General features: G+C 36.4%; 27 protein-coding genes and 1 pseudogene. 3 read left to right on the forward strand and 25 right to left on the reverse strand.

All coding sequences use genetic code 11. The features are described from left to right. Positions 1-281: 281 nt before the first annotated feature. The gene (locus ACIP9W_RS16195; protein ID WP_400791439.1) at positions 282-941 is read left to right on the forward strand and encodes a polysaccharide deacetylase family protein; all 660 of its coding nucleotides are present in this window, start codon (positions 282-284) and stop codon (positions 939-941) included. 60 nt (positions 942-1,001) lie between these two features. Here ACIP9W_RS16195 and ACIP9W_RS16200 read toward each other — a convergent pair whose 3' ends face one another. Then, positions 1,002-1,679, reverse strand: coding sequence for a KinB-signaling pathway activation protein (locus ACIP9W_RS16200; protein WP_400791442.1), 678 nt, complete (start codon positions 1,677-1,679; stop codon positions 1,002-1,004). Between the two features lie 136 nt (positions 1,680-1,815). On the opposite strand from ACIP9W_RS16200, the gene gerD reads away from it, so the two are divergent. Beyond that, positions 1,816-2,415 carry a spore germination lipoprotein GerD gene (gene gerD, locus ACIP9W_RS16205; protein ID WP_400791444.1) on the forward strand — a complete coding sequence of 200 codons (600 nt, stop codon included), beginning with the start codon at positions 1,816-1,818 and terminating at the stop codon, positions 2,413-2,415. Positions 2,416-2,445: 30 nt separating this feature from the next. Here gerD and ACIP9W_RS16210 read toward each other — a convergent pair whose 3' ends face one another. From ACIP9W_RS16210 to rpsI, 6 genes and pseudogenes are all read right to left on the reverse strand, one after another. Beyond that, on the reverse strand, positions 2,446-3,498 hold the full coding sequence (locus ACIP9W_RS16210; RefSeq protein ID WP_400791447.1) for an Mrp/NBP35 family ATP-binding protein: 1,053 nt from the start codon (positions 3,496-3,498) through the stop codon (positions 2,446-2,448). Between the two features lie 77 nt (positions 3,499-3,575). Beyond that, positions 3,576-4,289 (reverse strand): N-acetylmuramoyl-L-alanine amidase, encoded by a 714-nt coding sequence (locus ACIP9W_RS16215; RefSeq protein WP_282241696.1) that lies wholly within the window; start codon positions 4,287-4,289, stop codon positions 3,576-3,578. A 64-nt stretch (positions 4,290-4,353) separates the two neighbouring features. Continuing rightward, a complete protein-coding gene (locus ACIP9W_RS16220) occupies positions 4,354-5,064 on the reverse strand; it encodes a GNAT family N-acetyltransferase (protein WP_400791449.1) in 711 nt (236 codons plus the stop codon). After that, positions 5,042-6,253, reverse strand: coding sequence for an MFS transporter (locus ACIP9W_RS16225; RefSeq protein ID WP_400791452.1), 1,212 nt, complete (start codon positions 6,251-6,253; stop codon positions 5,042-5,044). Before ACIP9W_RS16225 ends, ACIP9W_RS16220 begins: the two co-directional genes overlap by 23 nt. Before the next feature lie 26 nt (positions 6,254-6,279). After that, positions 6,280-6,783 carry a GNAT family N-acetyltransferase gene (locus ACIP9W_RS16230; protein ID WP_400791454.1) on the reverse strand — a complete coding sequence of 168 codons (504 nt, stop codon included), beginning with the start codon at positions 6,781-6,783 and terminating at the stop codon, positions 6,280-6,282. A gap of 618 nt (positions 6,784-7,401) precedes the next feature. Next, positions 7,402-7,467 (reverse strand): annotated as a pseudogene (gene rpsI / locus ACIP9W_RS16235) (30S ribosomal protein S9); the annotation flags it as partial. Positions 7,468-7,743: 276 nt separating this feature from the next. Between rpsI and ACIP9W_RS16240 the strand changes: the two are divergent. Then, positions 7,744-8,091, forward strand: coding sequence for a hypothetical protein (locus tag ACIP9W_RS16240; RefSeq protein WP_400791457.1), 348 nt, complete (start codon positions 7,744-7,746; stop codon positions 8,089-8,091). 51 nt (positions 8,092-8,142) lie between these two features. Here ACIP9W_RS16240 and ACIP9W_RS16245 read toward each other — a convergent pair whose 3' ends face one another. The 18 genes from ACIP9W_RS16245 to ACIP9W_RS16330 all read right to left on the reverse strand — a co-directional run bounded on the left by ACIP9W_RS16245 (position 8,143) and on the right by ACIP9W_RS16330 (position 18,136). Next, positions 8,143-8,523, reverse strand: a complete 381-nt coding sequence (locus ACIP9W_RS16245) for a YolD-like family protein (protein ID WP_400791460.1) — start codon at positions 8,521-8,523, stop codon at positions 8,143-8,145. After that, positions 8,520-8,741, reverse strand: a complete 222-nt coding sequence (locus ACIP9W_RS16250) for a transcriptional regulator (protein WP_400791462.1) — start codon at positions 8,739-8,741, stop codon at positions 8,520-8,522. Before ACIP9W_RS16250 ends, ACIP9W_RS16245 begins: the two co-directional genes overlap by 4 nt. A 149-nt stretch (positions 8,742-8,890) precedes the next feature. Then, entirely contained in the window at positions 8,891-9,571 is a 681-nt protein-coding gene (locus ACIP9W_RS16255) for a M15 family metallopeptidase (protein WP_400791465.1), read from the reverse strand. Next, positions 9,571-10,014, reverse strand: a complete 444-nt coding sequence (locus ACIP9W_RS16260) for a phage holin family protein (protein ID WP_400791467.1) — start codon at positions 10,012-10,014, stop codon at positions 9,571-9,573. Before ACIP9W_RS16260 ends, ACIP9W_RS16255 begins: the two co-directional genes overlap by 1 nt. A gap of 85 nt (positions 10,015-10,099) precedes the next feature. Then, a complete protein-coding gene (gene gvpU, locus ACIP9W_RS16265) occupies positions 10,100-10,492 on the reverse strand; it encodes a gas vesicle accessory protein GvpU (RefSeq protein WP_400791470.1) in 393 nt (130 codons plus the stop codon). Positions 10,493-10,603: 111 nt separating this feature from the next. Further along, entirely contained in the window at positions 10,604-10,879 is a 276-nt protein-coding gene (locus ACIP9W_RS16270) for a hypothetical protein (protein WP_400791472.1), read from the reverse strand. Positions 10,880-10,958: 79 nt separating this feature from the next. Further along, the gene (locus ACIP9W_RS16275; protein WP_400791475.1) at positions 10,959-11,114 is read right to left on the reverse strand and encodes a hypothetical protein; all 156 of its coding nucleotides are present in this window, start codon (positions 11,112-11,114) and stop codon (positions 10,959-10,961) included. 22 nt (positions 11,115-11,136) lie between these two features. After that, entirely contained in the window at positions 11,137-11,334 is a 198-nt protein-coding gene (locus ACIP9W_RS16280; RefSeq protein ID WP_400791477.1) for a hypothetical protein, read from the reverse strand. Beyond that, the gene (locus ACIP9W_RS16285) at positions 11,331-12,380 is read right to left on the reverse strand and encodes a tail fiber protein (protein WP_400791480.1); all 1,050 of its coding nucleotides are present in this window, start codon (positions 12,378-12,380) and stop codon (positions 11,331-11,333) included. Before ACIP9W_RS16285 ends, ACIP9W_RS16280 begins: the two co-directional genes overlap by 4 nt. Further along, the gene (locus ACIP9W_RS16290; RefSeq protein WP_400791483.1) at positions 12,380-13,192 is read right to left on the reverse strand and encodes a putative phage tail protein; all 813 of its coding nucleotides are present in this window, start codon (positions 13,190-13,192) and stop codon (positions 12,380-12,382) included. The genes ACIP9W_RS16285 and ACIP9W_RS16290 overlap by 1 nt, the downstream gene beginning before the upstream one ends. A 9-nt stretch (positions 13,193-13,201) precedes the next feature. Next, positions 13,202-13,540 carry a phage tail fiber protein gene (locus tag ACIP9W_RS16295; protein WP_483880177.1) on the reverse strand — a complete coding sequence of 113 codons (339 nt, stop codon included), beginning with the start codon at positions 13,538-13,540 and terminating at the stop codon, positions 13,202-13,204. A gap of 12 nt (positions 13,541-13,552) precedes the next feature. Further along, the gene (locus tag ACIP9W_RS16300) at positions 13,553-13,816 is read right to left on the reverse strand and encodes a hyaluronate lyase N-terminal domain-containing protein (RefSeq protein WP_400791488.1); all 264 of its coding nucleotides are present in this window, start codon (positions 13,814-13,816) and stop codon (positions 13,553-13,555) included. An 11-nt stretch (positions 13,817-13,827) separates the two neighbouring features. Next, entirely contained in the window at positions 13,828-14,832 is a 1,005-nt protein-coding gene (locus tag ACIP9W_RS16305) for a DUF2793 domain-containing protein (RefSeq protein WP_400791491.1), read from the reverse strand. Between the two features lie 15 nt (positions 14,833-14,847). After that, complete coding sequence (locus ACIP9W_RS16310; protein WP_400791493.1) at positions 14,848-15,264, reverse strand: hypothetical protein; 417 nt, start codon at positions 15,262-15,264, stop codon at positions 14,848-14,850. A gap of 14 nt (positions 15,265-15,278) precedes the next feature. Next, positions 15,279-16,319, reverse strand: coding sequence for a baseplate J/gp47 family protein (locus ACIP9W_RS16315; protein WP_400791495.1), 1,041 nt, complete (start codon positions 16,317-16,319; stop codon positions 15,279-15,281). Next, positions 16,320-16,751, reverse strand: a complete 432-nt coding sequence (locus ACIP9W_RS16320) for a DUF2634 domain-containing protein (RefSeq protein ID WP_400791497.1) — start codon at positions 16,749-16,751, stop codon at positions 16,320-16,322. Then, entirely contained in the window at positions 16,751-17,161 is a 411-nt protein-coding gene (locus ACIP9W_RS16325) for a DUF2577 family protein (protein ID WP_400791500.1), read from the reverse strand. Before ACIP9W_RS16325 ends, ACIP9W_RS16320 begins: the two co-directional genes overlap by 1 nt. Continuing rightward, positions 17,162-18,136, reverse strand: a complete 975-nt coding sequence (locus ACIP9W_RS16330) for an XkdQ/YqbQ family protein (protein WP_400791502.1) — start codon at positions 18,134-18,136, stop codon at positions 17,162-17,164. Position 18,137: the final 1 nt, after the last annotated feature.

Here is an 18,137-nt window from a genome sequence, read left to right on the forward strand (position 1 = left end):
TGAGCCAGGATCAAACTCTCCATAATAGAGAACTTAAAAAGCTCATTTTGTTTTGCTGGCATCATCATTAAATGATGTCATAATTGTTTTGCTTTTAGACTAAAATAAATTAGTCTATCAAGCTATATGTCTTAACGTTTTGCATGTTCAGTTTTCAATGTTCATGTTGTTTAATTTGTCGTTTTGTTTTGGCGACCTTTGTATCTTAACATCGTTTTAACATGAATGTCAACACTAAAACATAAAGTTTATTAAAATGATTTGAAAAGGTGCGTGTTACTTTGAAAAAAAAGCTATTGTTGGTCGGTTCATTCGCATTATTAATCACACTGTTGTTCATCGTCCCAAGAAACTATTCCTCTATCCTACCTGTATTTCAATTAACAGAAAAGCCAACCGTAATTTCTAAAGGAACATACGGAAAAACAGTTACAATTGATTTAACCTTTGGAAAAGAAGAAATTGAAACCTTGCTAAAGGATATAGAAGCACCTTATCCACACTTTTTCATAAGCACCGAGTGGATGGAACGATCTGCGCCCATTATAAAGACTATGCAAGATAAACATATTCCGATTGGGCTTTTAGGTCAGAATGGGGCAATTTATATAGAGAATCCCGGTTTATTTCAAAAAGAAGTGGATCAATTCGAAAAGGCTATGGGTGAAAAACCGCTTTGGTTTCGAACGAAGGATTATCAATTTCCAGTGGAGGTTCAAGAAATTGCCTGGGATCAAGAGGTAAATTTGCTAAGTTCCAGTAAGTATTGGGATGGGGAAGTTCCTGTTCTTTCGAAAGGAGATGTCCTTTCCGTACCACTTCACCAAGAGGAACGGGTTGACATAAAGCAACTGACCAAACTTTTAAAGTCTCAATCATTTTTGCCTATAGAACAAAATATATTCGGTTTAAAAATGAATACAAAAACGTTTCCCGAATAAAATTCCATAAGTCTTATTATAAAAACTGCCATGACAATCATTCGTCATGGCAGTTTTTATTTAATTTGTTTTAGCAGCAGCTTCTCTTCTTTCTTTTCTGCGTGCTTCTAATTTCAAACGATCCTCATCTGATTTTGCATTGTATTTCGGCAAAGCCAATAATTGGTAAGCATTTACTGCAAGAATCGGGAATAATAATAATGTTACCCAACTATCCACATTATCAGCTCGTACCATTAATACTGGTAACCATTCCAATGTGGATACAACGATCATAAAAAATAATGCAGAAATAAGGGTATGTTTTTTGGTCATATTCGCTTTAGCAATGGCAACTACTATAGCTGTAATTATTAATATCGCAAGTAAGATAACATATAGCCAAATTTGTCCAGTAGTCTCTGCATTCGGACGGAAACGGAACATAATTAAATCAAAAATGACAATTGCAATAATGAGTAATTGAACCCAATTCCAGAGTGTAAGCGTTCTGAAAATATTAACACCCATTTGATGAATCGTTAAGTAAGCAAAATAACCCATTTGTGCAATTACACTTACGGTAAAGCCCATAACAATCATAAATGCAAAGGCTGCAAAAAACTCTCCCCATTGCCCTGCTTCAAAATATTTTGCGAAAGCATCATCCCATCGTATAAATAAGCCCAAAATACCGGTAATGACTCCACCGATCAACATGGCATTTAGAAAAAATTTAAACCAATTTCGTATAGTCACAGCAAAGTTTCCTCCAACTTTTCTTTTTCTTCTTTTTAAATTGTAACAACCATTTACCCAAAAATCTATTTCTTCCTAGTTACTATACATATTTCTGAAACAAATGTGAACAATAATCGAAAGGACGGTGACGATAATGAAGTATTTTGCACTTATTTTGTTGAGTCTTGGGCTTCTTGCCGGATGTAGCAGCTCTACTGCTCCTCCCTCCTATGAGGAAAATAAAAAAATGCTCATAGATGCGTTACAGACCGAAGACGGAAAAAAAGCCATTCGAACACTTTTAGATGACCCGCAATTTAAAGAACTGTTAGTAATTGATCATGAGCAGGTAAAGAAATCCGTTGAACAAACAATGTTATCGAAGGAAGCCGAAGAATTCTGGAAGGAAGTTTACCAAGACCCTAAATTTTCGGAAACCATGGCCAAAAGTATGGTGAAACAGCAAGAAGAACTCATGAAAGCACTGATGAAGGATCCCACCTATTTAAAAGACTTAGAAAGCTTTTTCGGCTCTGCTGAGATGAAAAAGGAATTAGAAAAGGTGCTACAATCCAGTGATATGCGCAAAGAAATGCAAAAGGTGGTAGAGGAAACGATTCAAAGTCCTCTATTGCAAACAAAGTGGCAAAAACTAGTGGAAGAAGCTGGTTCTGGTTCACAGAAAGAAAGTGGCGGTGGATCCAAAGAGGAATCGGGTGCTTCTGACGAGAAGAAAGAAGAGACTCAAAAATAAGGCCGCTCCCTTAGAGGAAACGGCCTTTTCTTATGCTTTTTCGATTACTTCTTGTGCGATTTCTAAATAGATTTTCCCTGTATCATGTGTTTCAGCATATACAGATGGAGCAAAATCGATATCATTCCAATCTGGCTGTCCTAATGGAAGCTGACCAAGTAATTCTGTACGGAGTTCATCCGCAAGCTTAGGGCCACCGCCTTTACCGAATACAAATTCACGCTCTCCTGTAGATTTCGCTTCATACCAAGACATATTTTCAATGACACCCAGTATTTCATGATCTGTCTGAAGTGCCATTGCACCTGCTCTTGCTGCAACAAAAGCCGCTGTTGGATGAGGTGTTGTTACAACAATCTCTTTAGAAGCCGGCAACATTTGATGAATGTCTAATGCAACATCTCCAGTACCCGGCGGTAAATCTAATAATAGAAAATCTAGTTCTCCCCACTCAACATCTTTGAAAAATTGATCTAATACTTTTCCAAGCATTGGTCCACGCCAAACGACTGGTGTATTATTTTCAACGAAGAACCCCATAGAGATTACTTTTACCCCTTTGCGTTCTACCGGAATGATACGGTCATCTTTTATTTGTGGGATATCTTTTACCCCCATCATATCCGGCACACTAAACCCGTAGATATCTGCATCCACTAGTCCAACTTTTTTGCCTAAACGTGCAAGTGCTACAGCTAAGTTAACCGATACAGTAGATTTACCAACTCCACCCTTACCAGAAGCGATGGAGATGATCTTTACTTTGCTATTAGGGGATAGAATGCTCTCATTATCGCTTTCCTTTGCTTTCCCACGGAACTGTTCTAATACCTCTTTTGGTAATTCTTCAAAGCGGATACCTACTGTTGCTGCTCCCGCTTCTTTTAATACTTCCACTACTTTACTTTGTAGTTGCATTTGCTCTGCTGAATTTATTTTGGCAATCGCTAGTTTCACACTAACATGATTTTTTTCTTCTTTTATGGATACTGTCGATATTCCGTTTGTTTCTTCTAAAGTTCTATGTAAAAATGGATCATTCAATTCGCCAAGTAACGCACGAACTTGTTGTTCATTAATCATCTGTAGACACTCCCCTTTAGTTAACTATTCGCCATATAGTATACCATATACGAGTGTCTACATTCCTAAACATTGGCTCAGTAAATATTGTCTTCTACAAAACGAAGTACACCATCTGAAATGGCATCCACCATTTGATTTTGGTATTTATCCGATTGCAGTAATTCCCGCTCTTCATTGTTACTTATAAAGCCTGTTTCTACTAACACTGCTGGTGCTTTTGCTTTTTTCAAAATATACACCTGTTTAATAGCGAGTGCTTCTCTCTCTGTATTACCTATATTTTCTCTAATAGAACCTTGAATGGACTTAGCTAAAAGTTCTCCACCTTCGTGACCATCCGCATGATAAAATACTTGTGCACCACGCCATCTCTCTTCAGGAACTGCATTCACATGTAAGCTAAGGACAATATCTGCTTCCGAGTTATTCATAATCTCTTCTCGAAGGAGCAAATCTGCCCGCTTTCTAGCACGAGTTGTTGGAAAATCTCCATCCGGATTATGTTCTGCTACTGCATCTCCTTCTTTCGTGCGTGTCATGACGACTGTTGCTCCTTGTGCTTTTAACTTTTTCTCTAGCTTTAGAGACATAGCTAATGTAATATCACGTTCCACTACCTCCCCATGACTAGCACCCCCATCTATCCCCCCATGTCCTGGGTCAATGACTATTTTCACGCCACTTAACGGATTTGGTAGGAAAAAACCAGTATCACTTGCCTTCGTTCCATAAATAACAGCAAGTAAAGAGATGAAAAACAATGCCGAGATGATTATCCACTTTTTCAGGTTCATCGCTCCTTTTTCACTCATTATACGTATGAGGGACAAAGAGTATGATAGCTTCAATGAGTCATTTTTCGATTCGATAAATTCCTTTTTTATCTCTTAATACGCAGCCGTTTTTCTTGAATATCTGCACCATATGCGCGTTACTTTCATCTGTACTTCCAACATAGTATGTAGCTTTTATCTTCTTCATGATTGAAAGTGTAACTTTGTGAATCTCAGCACCTAGACCCATCCCTCGCATTTCTGGAATCACTCCAAAGTAGAACATCCTTCCTTCTTCTCCTGTTCCCATCTCAATATGTGGGATACTTATCCCAACTAATTTCTGACCTTTTAAAAAGTAGTAGCAATGGCTTCTCCAGTCTTCCCCTAACTCTTTACTGATGGAATCCATCACCTGCTCGATTGGCTGAGGTATATTTTTATTTGCAGTTCCTGTCCTACACAATTCATACACCTGTGCAAATTCTGTATCCGTCATCAAACCTTCTGCTAACGAATGGAACAAAAGATCATTGTCCAGATTAATCTCTTCTTCCAATAGCTTTGTGTACTCCACTATAGAAGAAATCTTTCTAAAGTCTCGCTCAAGCAACCATTTTTCAAATGCCTCATCCATTAGTAAAGATAGATAGCCTATTTGTTCTTCGTCGTAAGCTTTTAAGATTTTCTTAAACGCTTCTTTGTAATCCTCCTGCGATTTCCCTTCCATCTTCACTTGATCAACTAACCAATACGCTTTTTCATTTTTAATCAGATTGAATAATTGCATGTCCATTCTTCCTTTCTTTCATCCGGTCACTAAAATAAAACGATGGTATTGCAAGCAATGTAATTCCACCGATAATCGTAAATACAAGTGCTCCACTATTCAAACTGTCTAAAAGAATGCCTCCCATACTTGGTCCAGCAATTCTCCCAACTGATTTCACGCCAGATAATGCAAAATAAGTCCCTTTTTCATGATCCTCACACATACCATCAATATGAATATCGATCATTGTAAAAACTAACACTTCACCGGCTGTAAAAACAACCATCGCTAATATTAATAAAAGAATTCGTTCACTCTGTCCAAAGCAGATGAGACCTAACGATAACAAAGCACTGCCTATAATGAGGGAAGACGTTGTACTAATAACTTCCCCCAATCTATAAACAAAATATTGAATAATAATTACTGTAATAGCATTTGTCGTAATTAGCCATGCAAAATATTGAATAGCTAACCCATGGTTAAATCGTATACCTAAATATTGACTAAACGTCGAGTCGAACTGACTATATCCAAAGCTAATAAAAATTAATGCCAATATGAAAATGCCAAATGCATAATCTTTCTTGAATACATAGAAGGATTGAAAAATAGACGTTTTTTCCTTATATCCAGATACTTGCTTCATTGGGTATTTTCTAAAAATGATTGCAAAGGTCATAATATTAATAAAGAAAATAAAGCCTACTACAAAAAACAAATTCTCCATACCAAACTGCTGAAAATATACAGATGTTAACGGTGCAATAGCAGCAGAAATATTGATGAGGAAATATCGAACATTAAATATGAATCTTCTATTTTCCAGTTCGGTATAAAGGCTTAATAACACCCGGTAAGTCGGTTCAACAACCGCTTGGCTGGCACCAAGCAATGCTGCAAACAATATAAATCCACCATACTGCTCGATAAAAGGAAAATATATATAACAACCCAGGTAACCGATTAACCCGGTTATAATCACTTTATCTTTAGGAAACCTATCGATATATGGCCCTACCAAGAAGCTCATGATTAAATTAGATAAAGCAAGCGTAGAAATAACTGTACCTATTTGTACCGCTGAGAAATGAAACTCATCCAACAAAAACAACGTTAAGTACGGCAAAACTAAAAAAGTCCCAAACCGTGCAATAAAAATACTAACAAGAATCGTTGATGTAACTATATTAAATTTACTTTTCATACATTTCCTCTTTTTCTAAAATTCGACTATCCATTTGAATAGACGTATACATTTCGTCCTTTAACAATAATCTCTGCCTCTACACTCATTCCATTTTTAGCTGCTACTTTTCGAGAAGCATTATTTCCCTGTTGAATTAAAGATATAAACCTATCTACCCCTAACTGATTTTCCCCTCTATGTATTAAGGCTTTCGCTGCTTCAGAAGCATAACCATTTCCCCAATACTTTTTTGCAATCCAATAACCTACCTCCAGTTCATCCTTCCCCTTTACTTTTTGCGGGACAATACCAGCATGTCCGACCGGAACATTATCTTCTTTCCGAACAACCACTTTTAACCCATACTCAGGATTCATCTCATAGTGGCTGTAAATCCAGTCTAAAAATACTTCAGCACCTTTAAAATCTCGCGTCTCTCCATTTCCGATATAGCACACCATATCTGGATCAGAAAGCATGCCATACAAGAAATCAAAGTCATCTTGTGTATACGAACGAAACAATAATCTTTCAGAAGTAAACTCCATTATTCATCATCCCACCCACGTTTTTCTAGTTTTAAAATATTTCACTTAATATACACCTCCAAAAACAACGAAACAACTACTTTTTAAAATTTTGATGTCCGAATACAGGAATCTGTAATGCCTCTTCATTACCGAAGCTATTCTCAACAGGTAGATAGTCCTTTGTACGATAAAATACCAGAAGCTATTTTTACCTAAAGAGGAATAACAATATATTAATGCGTGCCGTAATACCTTTTACTGAAAACGTTAAGGAAATATGGACAATATTTAAAATGAGCCAGTGTGATAGTCGTCTCATATAAGTAACTTGTTATTTCTAGAATTGGTCACTTCCCTTATTTTCGACCATTTACTGGATTCAGACATTCTTACTTTGTTTTAGCTATTCGACTATGAGTTAGCAAGTAGTTTCCAGACATTGATTTTCACTGCAGGCCGCGACACTAGCCAAAGATCAACTTAATAAATCTTTTTATAACGTATTCTCGATAAAAAAGAGCATATATTATGTTGTTGAGAGAAAACTATTTACATGTCATCGATTTTTAATTTCCCAAACTAAAAAAAGCACCTCTCGATATATCTCGAGAAGTGCTTTGAACTGATAATATAAAATTAACGTTTTGAGAACTGAGGTGCACGACGAGCGCCTTTAAGTCCTGGTTTTTTACGTTCTTTCATATATAAACTATATGAGGTTGTATGAGATTATATAATATAATAAAAACAAGGATATTAAAATGTTAATTCTAATAACATGTATATCAGTTTGTATGTGTTTCAAAAATCCATTGGTCAAAAGTGTGGTCAAAAAACTTTTGGAGGTCACTTTATAAATTACTTATTATATAGAAGGAAATGCAAAAGTGTACTTTTTGACAGCCCGAATTTAACTATACAACTACTAGCCTATACCTTACTATGGAATGTGTAAATATTTTCTAGGGGGAAATAAGAATGGCAGCAAAGAACAAAGTAATCGCTGGTGATTATGAAGGTAAACTAATTACACAAGCTTTAGGACAAGTAAGTTTATCAACAAGCATTTTTAAAAGTTTTCTACTCGACAAAACAACTGTCGAAGAGTACGAAGTATTAGACGCAACAAGTCAAAAAAGTGCGGTTAGTGCAGTAGGGAGAGCTTTTGTAGGAGGAGTAATTCTTGGCCCAGTAGGTTGGCTTGCGGGATTATCAGCTAAATCAAAAGGTACTCATACTATCGCTTTACAATTTACTGACGGAAAGAAAAGTTTGATAGAGGTTGATGATAAGATATATCAAACGTTATTGAAAAAGTTATTTTAATAGTAGAAAACCACCTTCCTTTACTTGGTTGGTGGTTTTCACTATGATATCTCATTCTGTTATAGTCACGTCTACTATATCATCTAACGGCAACGTAAAAGCTTTATACACATCTTCTATTTCAATCATCCTTTTCTGTAGATCAATCCAAACTATACTACCCGTGTACGACTCAATAACGCCATCCTCCCACGTCAATATTTTTACCTCTACATCCCTTTTCATCGCTATTTGAATGTTATCTTGAAGGATATCTAAATCAAAACTGTCTAAAGTAGGACGAGGAGTTTTTTTTACTTCTACATAAAAATCTCTGAGCATCGCTACATGCTCCGGTAGCATCATCGATGTCTTCCATTTAATATTTCTTCGAGCGTCCAGTCCGTACTTCGAATCATTGATTACCTCATTTAAAAAGCTATTATGTATCATATAACGTTTCGCTCCTTTTTTATCACAGGAACAAATGCGAGAACATTATCTATTTTAAAAGTCCTTTTCGTATTTCGTAAAAAGCAATAGGCCTTAAACGTCTCATCGTTCACACTCAATACTTTTACTCGCCTTTTCGTCATTTCTCCATTGTTGGATAAGTAAATCATATCTGCCAGTTGACCACGATCCATTACTTTTAAAATATTTATACGCACATTTGTTCCCTCCTTTTTATTTATTATAGGAACATTTGTTTGTTTTTACAACAAGTAATTTTTGGGTAAAAAAAAAGCGACCTACCCATTTTTTGAGTAAGTCGCTTTCTATCTAGGCATTCCTATGCCCTTCATATTTGATTTATATATTACTTTACTTTCTTTTTCAATTCTTCTACTTGTTGAGCCAAACCGACGATAACACTAAATAAATACATGCGATTTACTTCTCCGAACGGTTCTCTTCCATCTGTTAATTTTAACCGTTTAGCCTCATTTAGTAATTTTTCTTGGCTTGCATTCAATTTTTGTTCTGACACTCCAGCCACCTCTTTCTTAACTATTTGTGGAAATGTAGGTAAACTACCAGCTGCTAATTGAGCAATGGATAATCCTCTTGTAAATTGAATATGAGGATAGTCAACGAAGCTTTTCCAGTCTCCACCCCATTCATATCCAAAGCTTTTAGCAATGGCAGCTACACGACGCCATTTATCATTGACTGTCCAAAGTGATTGTTTTCCATCTTCACTTACTAGGAAATAATCTAGTGCTAATCGATAATTGTGTACGGATGTACCGGGTTTTGCATTTGAAACGATAGCGCCAGCCGTTCCATATTTTTTTCCGTTCCAAACATAACTAGGACGACCCTGACCATAAATCCAAGCTTGATCTTCATTACTGCGATAACCGCTGGAGAATTGTACATATATACCTTCTTGATATGCTCTTGTAATAATTTCTATGGCACTTTCTTTAATCCAAGGGTGTACATCTCCAATTCTGTTTACTGAACGTCTAATTAGTTCTTCTAAAGAGATGGCCATTATTTTGCACTCTCCTTCAATTGCTCATCTACTTTTGAGCCTATGAGTTCTTCGCTAATTTCTTTGGGAATACTAGATTTCATTGTTTTTGTTGCCTCAATTACTTTTAACTTTTCAGCAAGGTTTGTGGGAACTAAAATATCCAATTCAGCAAGATTTTCAGTAATTGATAAACCTTCATTCATAATATAAAAAACGACTGTCGCATAGGTTATAGCACCGCCCATACCCAAAATTTGATCGATTACGTTAGCCAAAATAATAGCACCAAAGATAAGCAATTTTCGTGCATAGCCAAATAAACTTTTTCTACTCCATAGATTCCCGTTTTTAATGGCTTTTCCTATGCCAGTTAAAATATCAACAACCATTAACAAAGCTAAAAAATGAAGAAACTTAACTCCTCCAAATAAATACATATGCACTACTTCCAATTGTTCCAACCCAATTCCTCCCATAAGGCTCCACCCCTTATTTATTTTTGTACATAAAAAGAGCATCCGAATGGATGCCCTTAATATTATTTATCTAATTTGTTTGATAATTTCCGATAATAAACCCATCAACACTTGAAATCTTTCCTCGCCAATACTCTAAATTGAATGTATTATTACCATCTATCAGTTTAGCATCTTTTAGATGAATCATACTTGGCGATGGTGCTCCACCAGAGGACTCTTTATATGCTGCATGTTCTTTCGCAATTTTATCGAAAAACCCTGAAATAACATCGGCCATTTTATTATGTCCTTTTAATCGCTCGGAAGTGGCTTTTAAGTAACTTTCATAACTAATCAATAATCCAGTAATTAAATTACCATTAACATTTAATGTTACACCGATTTCTAAAGTTGAATTATTTGTTGCGGCTATTAAAGATGTAAGCAAAACATCTTGATTGCTATTTTTCTCATTCTCCATTTAAATACCTCCCTCCACCTAACACTTCTACTTATATTTCGACAAGTAATGGAGAAATCCTTTTATTTTAAATGAAAATAAACTGCGACGCATTAGGTTCCAAAAGCGGAATTAACGGATGTACTCTAAAGCTTTGTGAATTTCGTTTGCGGTAAATACTCTAAAATTACTCCGAGTAGCACTCATTGATAGATTTCCATTTTTAAGTACTCGATTACAATAATAATTACCTTCCAGATTGCTTTCACTTGTTACTTCCCAATGACCATTTGTTGCTTTCGTATCATGATCGTTTATTATAAATCTCTGTCCTAATTCAAATTTATGAGCATATTTCACTTTTTCAGATGAAGCATCCGATTCATAAAACCTTTTTGATAAACTCATTGAATATATCAATCCCTTTCACCGATAGATTTCGACAAATATGAATTGAAATCCTTCTGACATAAAAAATAACGCTAGCTTATGCTGCGTTTAATCGGTCTGTTAACTCTTCATATTCAGGTTGGGTAATTCGGTCGCCAACCAAGAAAATGTCTAGTTTTTGTTGCATATCCTCTTTTGATAGATAGGATTGGCGCTCAATTTGTGATTTACATGCACGATAAGTTAAATTCATTTTTCATTCTCCATTCTAATTTTTATATTCCTAATTCAATCATAGTTACTCGATAGTCAACATCTACGATATAGTCTGTTAAAAGCTCAGTTTCTGATGGTGGTTGTGGTTCGGGTTCAACTGATGGGTTTTCGTCGAACCATTTTTGAGAAGGTTCTACTAATATTTCGATATTATCCTTAATGAGCCATTTTCCATTATTGTCTATTCTTTCACTCATTTAAGCTCCCCCCAAACTTCTATTTTCCCCTCCGTGAATTTTCCTGTTCCCCCGGCGAATGGATTAACAGATAATTGCATACTATTTAATGATCTTTGAGTATCTCTGGCCAGACTATAAAAAGATAAATTAAAAGAATTGTTAACTTTATTCGAAAGTTTAGTACGAAATAACAATGTACTTTCAAGTTCGGGGCTCAAAGCATCTATCTCTAATTCTCCGTTAAATCCGTTAACACTATTATTACCATTATTAATAGTCAAGTATCCATAACTTTGCGGATTCACTCCTATTTGCCATCTCCCATAATCATATGGGCCTGTAATATTATTATAGGTCAAACGGAAAAGATCAGTTGAACGATCAAGCATTATATCCGTAAAAATTACACGAATCTTTTTGTATAAATTCAAGTTAGTAATGTTGATACTTGTTGCGGGCGTTACTTGCGAAAAATCAATAGATGAGATTTTCTCTAAAACCCCAGGCACGTTTTTCTTAATTGACTGCTTAACTTTTAAAGGAGTCATATATTTCACATCAGAGGTTCCAGCTTCTGCTTCTGCTTGTGTAGCAACTCCATAGTTATTCACATTAGAGACAGATTCTTTCACCTTTTTAACCGCGTTAGCCGTGGCTGCTTTAGTTGTACTATTGCTATCAACAGCATCATCTAACATGACGATCCCTTCAACTGTTGTCGAAGCTTTAGAAACCGACTGCAAAGCAGAATCTGCTTTCCCTAAAGAAGTTTGTACGGCATTGTCTAAATCTGTTTTGGGAATACCTGCAGTTGGTTTAGAATACTTGCCAGTTGCTAAATCCCATACTTTTTTAACCGCATTTGCGGTAGCTGCTAAAATAGTACTTGTACTATTTGTGGCATCACTTAATTGTACATGCCCTTTTTGGGTTGTTGAAGCATCTTTATCCAGGTGCGTTCCCAAAGCTTCATCCAATATATCCATATTTTCATTTAGATCTTCAACGTTCACGTAATCTGTCAAATCTGGTTTCTTGAATTTAAATATTGTAGTTAATTTCATTAGCTCACCTCATCCCATATTCTTAATTCATTCCAATTCTTCCCGGTAGTCTCGCCCCACGTTAATCCATCAACAGAATCCCAAGGGCTAAATGTAAAGGTATATTTGATTCCTAAATGTGCGGGCATTATAATACCTAGTGCTTTTTTTAGACCATCGAGATTGTTGGGAATACCTATGCCGACGAATTTAATCTCAAATATTCCTGCTATATCGGTAGTATTAATTTCTACCTCGCCGTTTCCATAAGCAGAAGCAACCGATTTTATAGTTTCTTCTGTTGTTTGGTCAAAGCTTGCTCTATTTCGGGAAGCTATTTGTTCGCGACGTTGGTTATAGCTCAACGAATCCACTTTTTGAATTCCTAGATCTCGTTCAGAAATAGATAGCGATTCAATTGCAGTATCTAGAAATATATTTCTTTCGACTACTTCAATCTTTTGCTCTATGTTTCGAAATTCTTTGTCGAAAGTACCGAGTGTCTCTTGTAGAACAGAAGATTTTCTTTCGTACAACGGTAAAGACTTAATCATATCCGTCTTATAATCACGCTCAGAAACAACAATGTTCGCAATCATTTCTGTAACACTTCGCATAATTGTAGGGGAATACTTCACTTGCACCCCTTGAGCTTGCATCTCGGGTATTGTCTCCATAACAGAGCCAGTGTGTTTTATTACCACCCCTTGTGCGCTAACTAGTGATTCAGATTCCATTAGTGCTAACCGGAAATCTTCCCACTTATGGAGATTCAAATCTCCCCACTTATGAGTAATTACCTGTACCCATTCGGATTCTTGTATTGCGTTCATTTCTATCACCTACTTCAATCTAACGATTAGATAGTTTTTCGGTATTTTGTATTGACTAGAAATATCTATAGTCTTTACAAATTCAGCGGGAGACTTGAACAGGAGATTACCTTCTGTAGCACTATCGAAAATACCGATATGCGTAATGTCTCCCCAAATTTCCGTTGCAATCGGGAATAATACATCTTCATTATTAGATGTTTGTCCATCTACTGGTTCAACAAATGTACCCACTTGTCTTTTGTAGCTAGCTTTATTTACTTCAACATCATTACTAAAAAGAGCAAGGTAGACTGGAGTAACCCTTAAATTATCCGCTAGTACTTTATTTTTCAAATAAACACTCATGTGATTCAATCATTACACCCCCTTCAATTGTCCCCATGTTACAGGTCCTACTACAGTTTTTGCTCTATCAACAACTCCATCGTTGTTAGTGTCATATATTGATTTAGTCATGTCGCCAGAGGTCTCTGCATTAATTAGCAAGATATTTCCCTCGCTAGATCCGATATATATCTTCTTATTATCCTTATCCGTACAAAATCCAAGTTCTCCATCTGCAAGTATGCCAAGGTCAGCTTCAAGCCCTCTTCGTACCTGTATTAATACCTTCCTAGCCATAAACCCACCACCTAAAAGGTTCCTCCATCAACATTTATCACTTGTAATTGATTATTTAAAAAACCCATACTAGCATTGTCTACGTCTACCAAAACGCCAGTAGAATCCACTTTAATACCTTTCCCCGCTTTTACCGACACGGAAGTTGTACCAACAATAATTCCGTTTCCAGCACCAACAGCAAGACTAACTGTATCGGCTTGCCCTCCACCAGTTAGGCCATTACCTGCAGTAACGGTTTGTAGGCCAGCTCCAGAAATTACCCAAGCCGTACCGTTCCAGCTATATTGTTTGGATTCATCATCAACAAATAAAGTGGTCCCAGTGTTCGGCATTGTAAATAACCAAACGGAACCACTCCATTCTGCAATATTATTATTTTTTCCAACCCAAGCACCTGCGCCTGTTGCTTTTACTAGATAGCGATCTCCTACAACTGGGGATGCCGGGGGAGATGATAAATCTTTGTCTTTAACGCTGTCTTGATACTCCATCCCTTGCTTGGCTATAGCAAGTTCATTTTTAATTTTTTGAGCCGACCATAAATCGGTGGAGCTTGCACCCGTATCATTGATAGTTCTGTGTTTTGCACTATCGTTAATATGAGATTTAATTTCACTTGGAGTAACTGTATTTGTACCATCTGACAACTTATTAACTTGTCCATTAGTAATCTCAGTAGCCTTTACTTTTTTATAAGTAGTACCGTCAGCCAGATCATCTAAATCCCCTTGTAAATCACCTATATTGACCACATTTGCTCGTTGCCAAGTACTCCCATCGTCAACATATAAATAACCAAGGTTTGCGCCACTATTAACAAAGTAAAATCTTCCTTCGTAACCCGCGTTTGGCCTGTTTGCATATGTACCCATCATGACTTTTCCTACAAGTACGTTTGCAGATCCGTCACCGACAAACATTTCTTTAGTATCTGTGCAAAAACCCATTTCTGCAGGTAATAATAAAGGCAAGTTTACCTTTAATCCACGTTTAACCTTAATTGTTTGTGCCAATTATTTCACTCCTTTCTAGATAAAACTACCTCCATCGATAATTGAAATATTCCCACCGTTTTCTTCTATCTTTTTCATGACTTCCTGCTTAGTGAACGTGCTTATCTTGTCTGCTTTTTTTTGTAACTCCATATCCACATAAGCTTTATCTGCTTTTTCATCCTCGGATGCTTTAGGTTGAATAACCTCGGTAGCAACACTTAACATAGGTGGTAGATTTTCACCTAATGCTTCATAAGTGATAAATACTTTTTCGTTGGAACTATAAATTTTAAGGTGATTAGTTCCAGAGATAGCAAAACTAGATATTCTGTTCCCTTTTAATTTCTTTTCTGTATAAATCATTATTGATTTAGGATTTATGTTTTGATTTTTAAGTTGACCTTCCCATATTCCATTCGTTAGGATTACTTCTTCATCTAAAACATACATAATATGCACCAACCTTAGATACTACTGATATTTCCGACTATCGCAATTTCATCTTCTCCAATAGATATATTTGCAGTGCCATTATTAACGAGCAAATTTTGATAATCTAGCACTCCTTCGGAATCGAGAATGTGGCTGCCTGTCTTTGCATAGGAGACGGAACTTGAACTAAAAGCAAGCTCTTTCAGGTAAGACTCCAAATTTGCTTTAATATTTTCTTCTGCAGCATCTTCGGTATATCCATTTACTAGACTTAATGTGACCGTAACATCAATAGGTTTCCCTATGGCGCTTACAACTGTTAAAATTGCGCCAAATGGTCTTTGACTTTCAATATAATCAAATACATTCTGTACTAATTCCTCGCTTGCAGGTTGCTTGTTACTGTCGATAATGACTACTTTAACAGTAAGTGGACCATTCCATAACGGGAAACATCTAGCTCCTCCTACCCCAACCACTTCTTTTGCCCATTCTTCATAATGATATATGTTACCTGCTTTACCGGGACGTTGAAGTTTGTCATAATAACGACCTCTCAATTCTGAATCTGACTCGGCTTCGTACCCGTTTGTTACTTGTTCAGGATTATAAACATCTACTAACCCGGTTATGGTGATGGGAAAGCGATTGATAGAATGTGCTGGGACATTACCTACATTTCCGTATAGTTCACTGGAAACAAACACAATGACTTGACCAGAAGAAGGGATTACCGCATCCTCCAATACAACAAAGTTTAATGTATCTGTGCCAACTAAATCGCCTGCAGAAATGGTAGCACCTTCTGAACCAGAAATAAGAACTGTTGTCACGGCTTTGGTTGCTAGCTTCCGTTTAATGCCTGTGCGCTGATAAACAAAACGGGAGAGATCATCACCGCTAAGATTTTCTATATCCATTTTACTTTCTACTACCTGTATTTCCTTCTGTTGCTTTTCAAATTCCTTTGCACCTGCATTCGTAACATCCCAGATAAATTCTCCTGTACTTTTATCGAAGTCATCGCTAATGTTGTTAATCATGCGATCGTGAATTTCTTTTGTGGTTTCCAACTATCTATCCACCTCCATATCAAATGCTCCTTCAACCGTAATGACGTGAAATTTAATATGCATCCTTTTGCCATCACGCTCGAAAGTCCAATTACTAATAGATTGAATGTGTGTATGCTTTAGTAATGATGCGGTTACTTCTCGCTTAATTTCAGCTTCTATAAAGGCACGCGGAAGATTGGAGCCTATTAGATCTTCTAATGTCACACCATAATCAATACCATCATAAATCCTGAATCGGAATCGTTCCGTTTTTAAAACCTTCATAATCCATTGCTTTAAAACAGCTAAGCCGCGTATCTCTACTAGTTTTCCATTCCTGCGTACAAAATCACCTTTGCCAAAGTCATATAAAAAAGACTTACCGATAGGTGGCAAGTCTTGAGGTGTTTGTTGTGTGTTAATTTCTAATTCGGTTATTTTAGGCAGCATTATTCAAATCTCACCGCCTTGTCAATTACGTAGTATAACTGGTTGTCTACTACAGGCATAATAATTACTTCTTCGCCTTTTTTAATTGTATCTTTCATCGTGATTTTAACGTTTTTAGCTTCGTAGGACGTATCGATGCCAATTGATATAACAGCACCGCCACTTTCAGTAGTACCGCAATTCGAATCAGCAAACTTAATCTGCCCTTCTAATTCTAATTCACGTTGATATTTTTCCAACATATGAGCTGACCAGATTAAATGACGATTGAATAAAAAAGTCCCATCGTTTAAATGAATTTCCGCTTCTGGAGGTGGTGACATAACAATCCCGGTGGTCATAGATCCCGGTGGTTTATTATCGCGTTGCTTGAATAACCGTGCAAATTCTGTTAATTGGTCCTCAGCCAATTATATCGCCTCCAAATTCAGGTCCATCTTGTGAATACCACCAGCAATAGAATGAGTAACGTCCTTAATCAAATAAGTACCTACAATTCCTGTGACTGGTTCTTTTATTTCAAACAGTCTACCTGCGCGCACGTTATCATCGCCAATTAATTCAATACTTGTTTCTTCTAAAACCCTTGATAAAGCCTTTAATTCGTTTTGTGCGACTTGTGCAGCACTTAATTTTTCATTTTGATCTAGCGTAATGACCTTTTGTAATTTACCATATTTATTCATCATCGTTGTATCAGATTTCTCCAACACTACTTTGTCATCGTTTCCAACGACTATGATGGAGTTTACCATGTTCGTTATGCTGCGTTTTCTGCTCGGATTAGAAATAGCAGAGGTCACATCATGTTCAGGTCCATTTTCATAAAGTCTAAACGTACCTTTAATGATTAGATCCGTTTGTTTTTGGATGTACATTTTCCCTTGACGCATTTCCATTAAATACTTTTTTCCTGTAGCTTGTTCGACTATTTCAATGATTTTTTTGATAATTTCACTTGGTTTTTCATTGTTGAATATTTTATCAATTTTAGTAGGCATTGAAACGATATTTCCGATTGGAACATTGAACTTCGCTAATACTTTTCTAATTGCTTGATCTGCAGGAACTTTATTAAATTGAATAACTATATCAGATTTATTTAGATAAAAGGCATAATCAAAACCACTATATGCAATGGGACTTCTACCTGCTTTATTTTCATCCACCAATATAACCCGTGTGATTTCATCACCATTTTTTAAAATGACTAAATCCCCTAAATGGCATGGATTATTCGGAAAGTGTCGAGTATCGTTAAATGCGATATCGAAGCTGACTTCATCGCCCAATTCTTCCTTATTACTTCGCCAAGTAAGAGTCCCAATCAACGGTGTTATATTCGTCATTGTTGCACCTTTGACCAGCCACAATTCATGAGCCACG

The sequence above is a fragment of the Psychrobacillus sp. NPDC093180 genome (assembly GCF_044754065.1).
Taxonomy (GTDB): Bacteria; Bacillota; Bacilli; order Bacillales_A; family Planococcaceae; genus Psychrobacillus.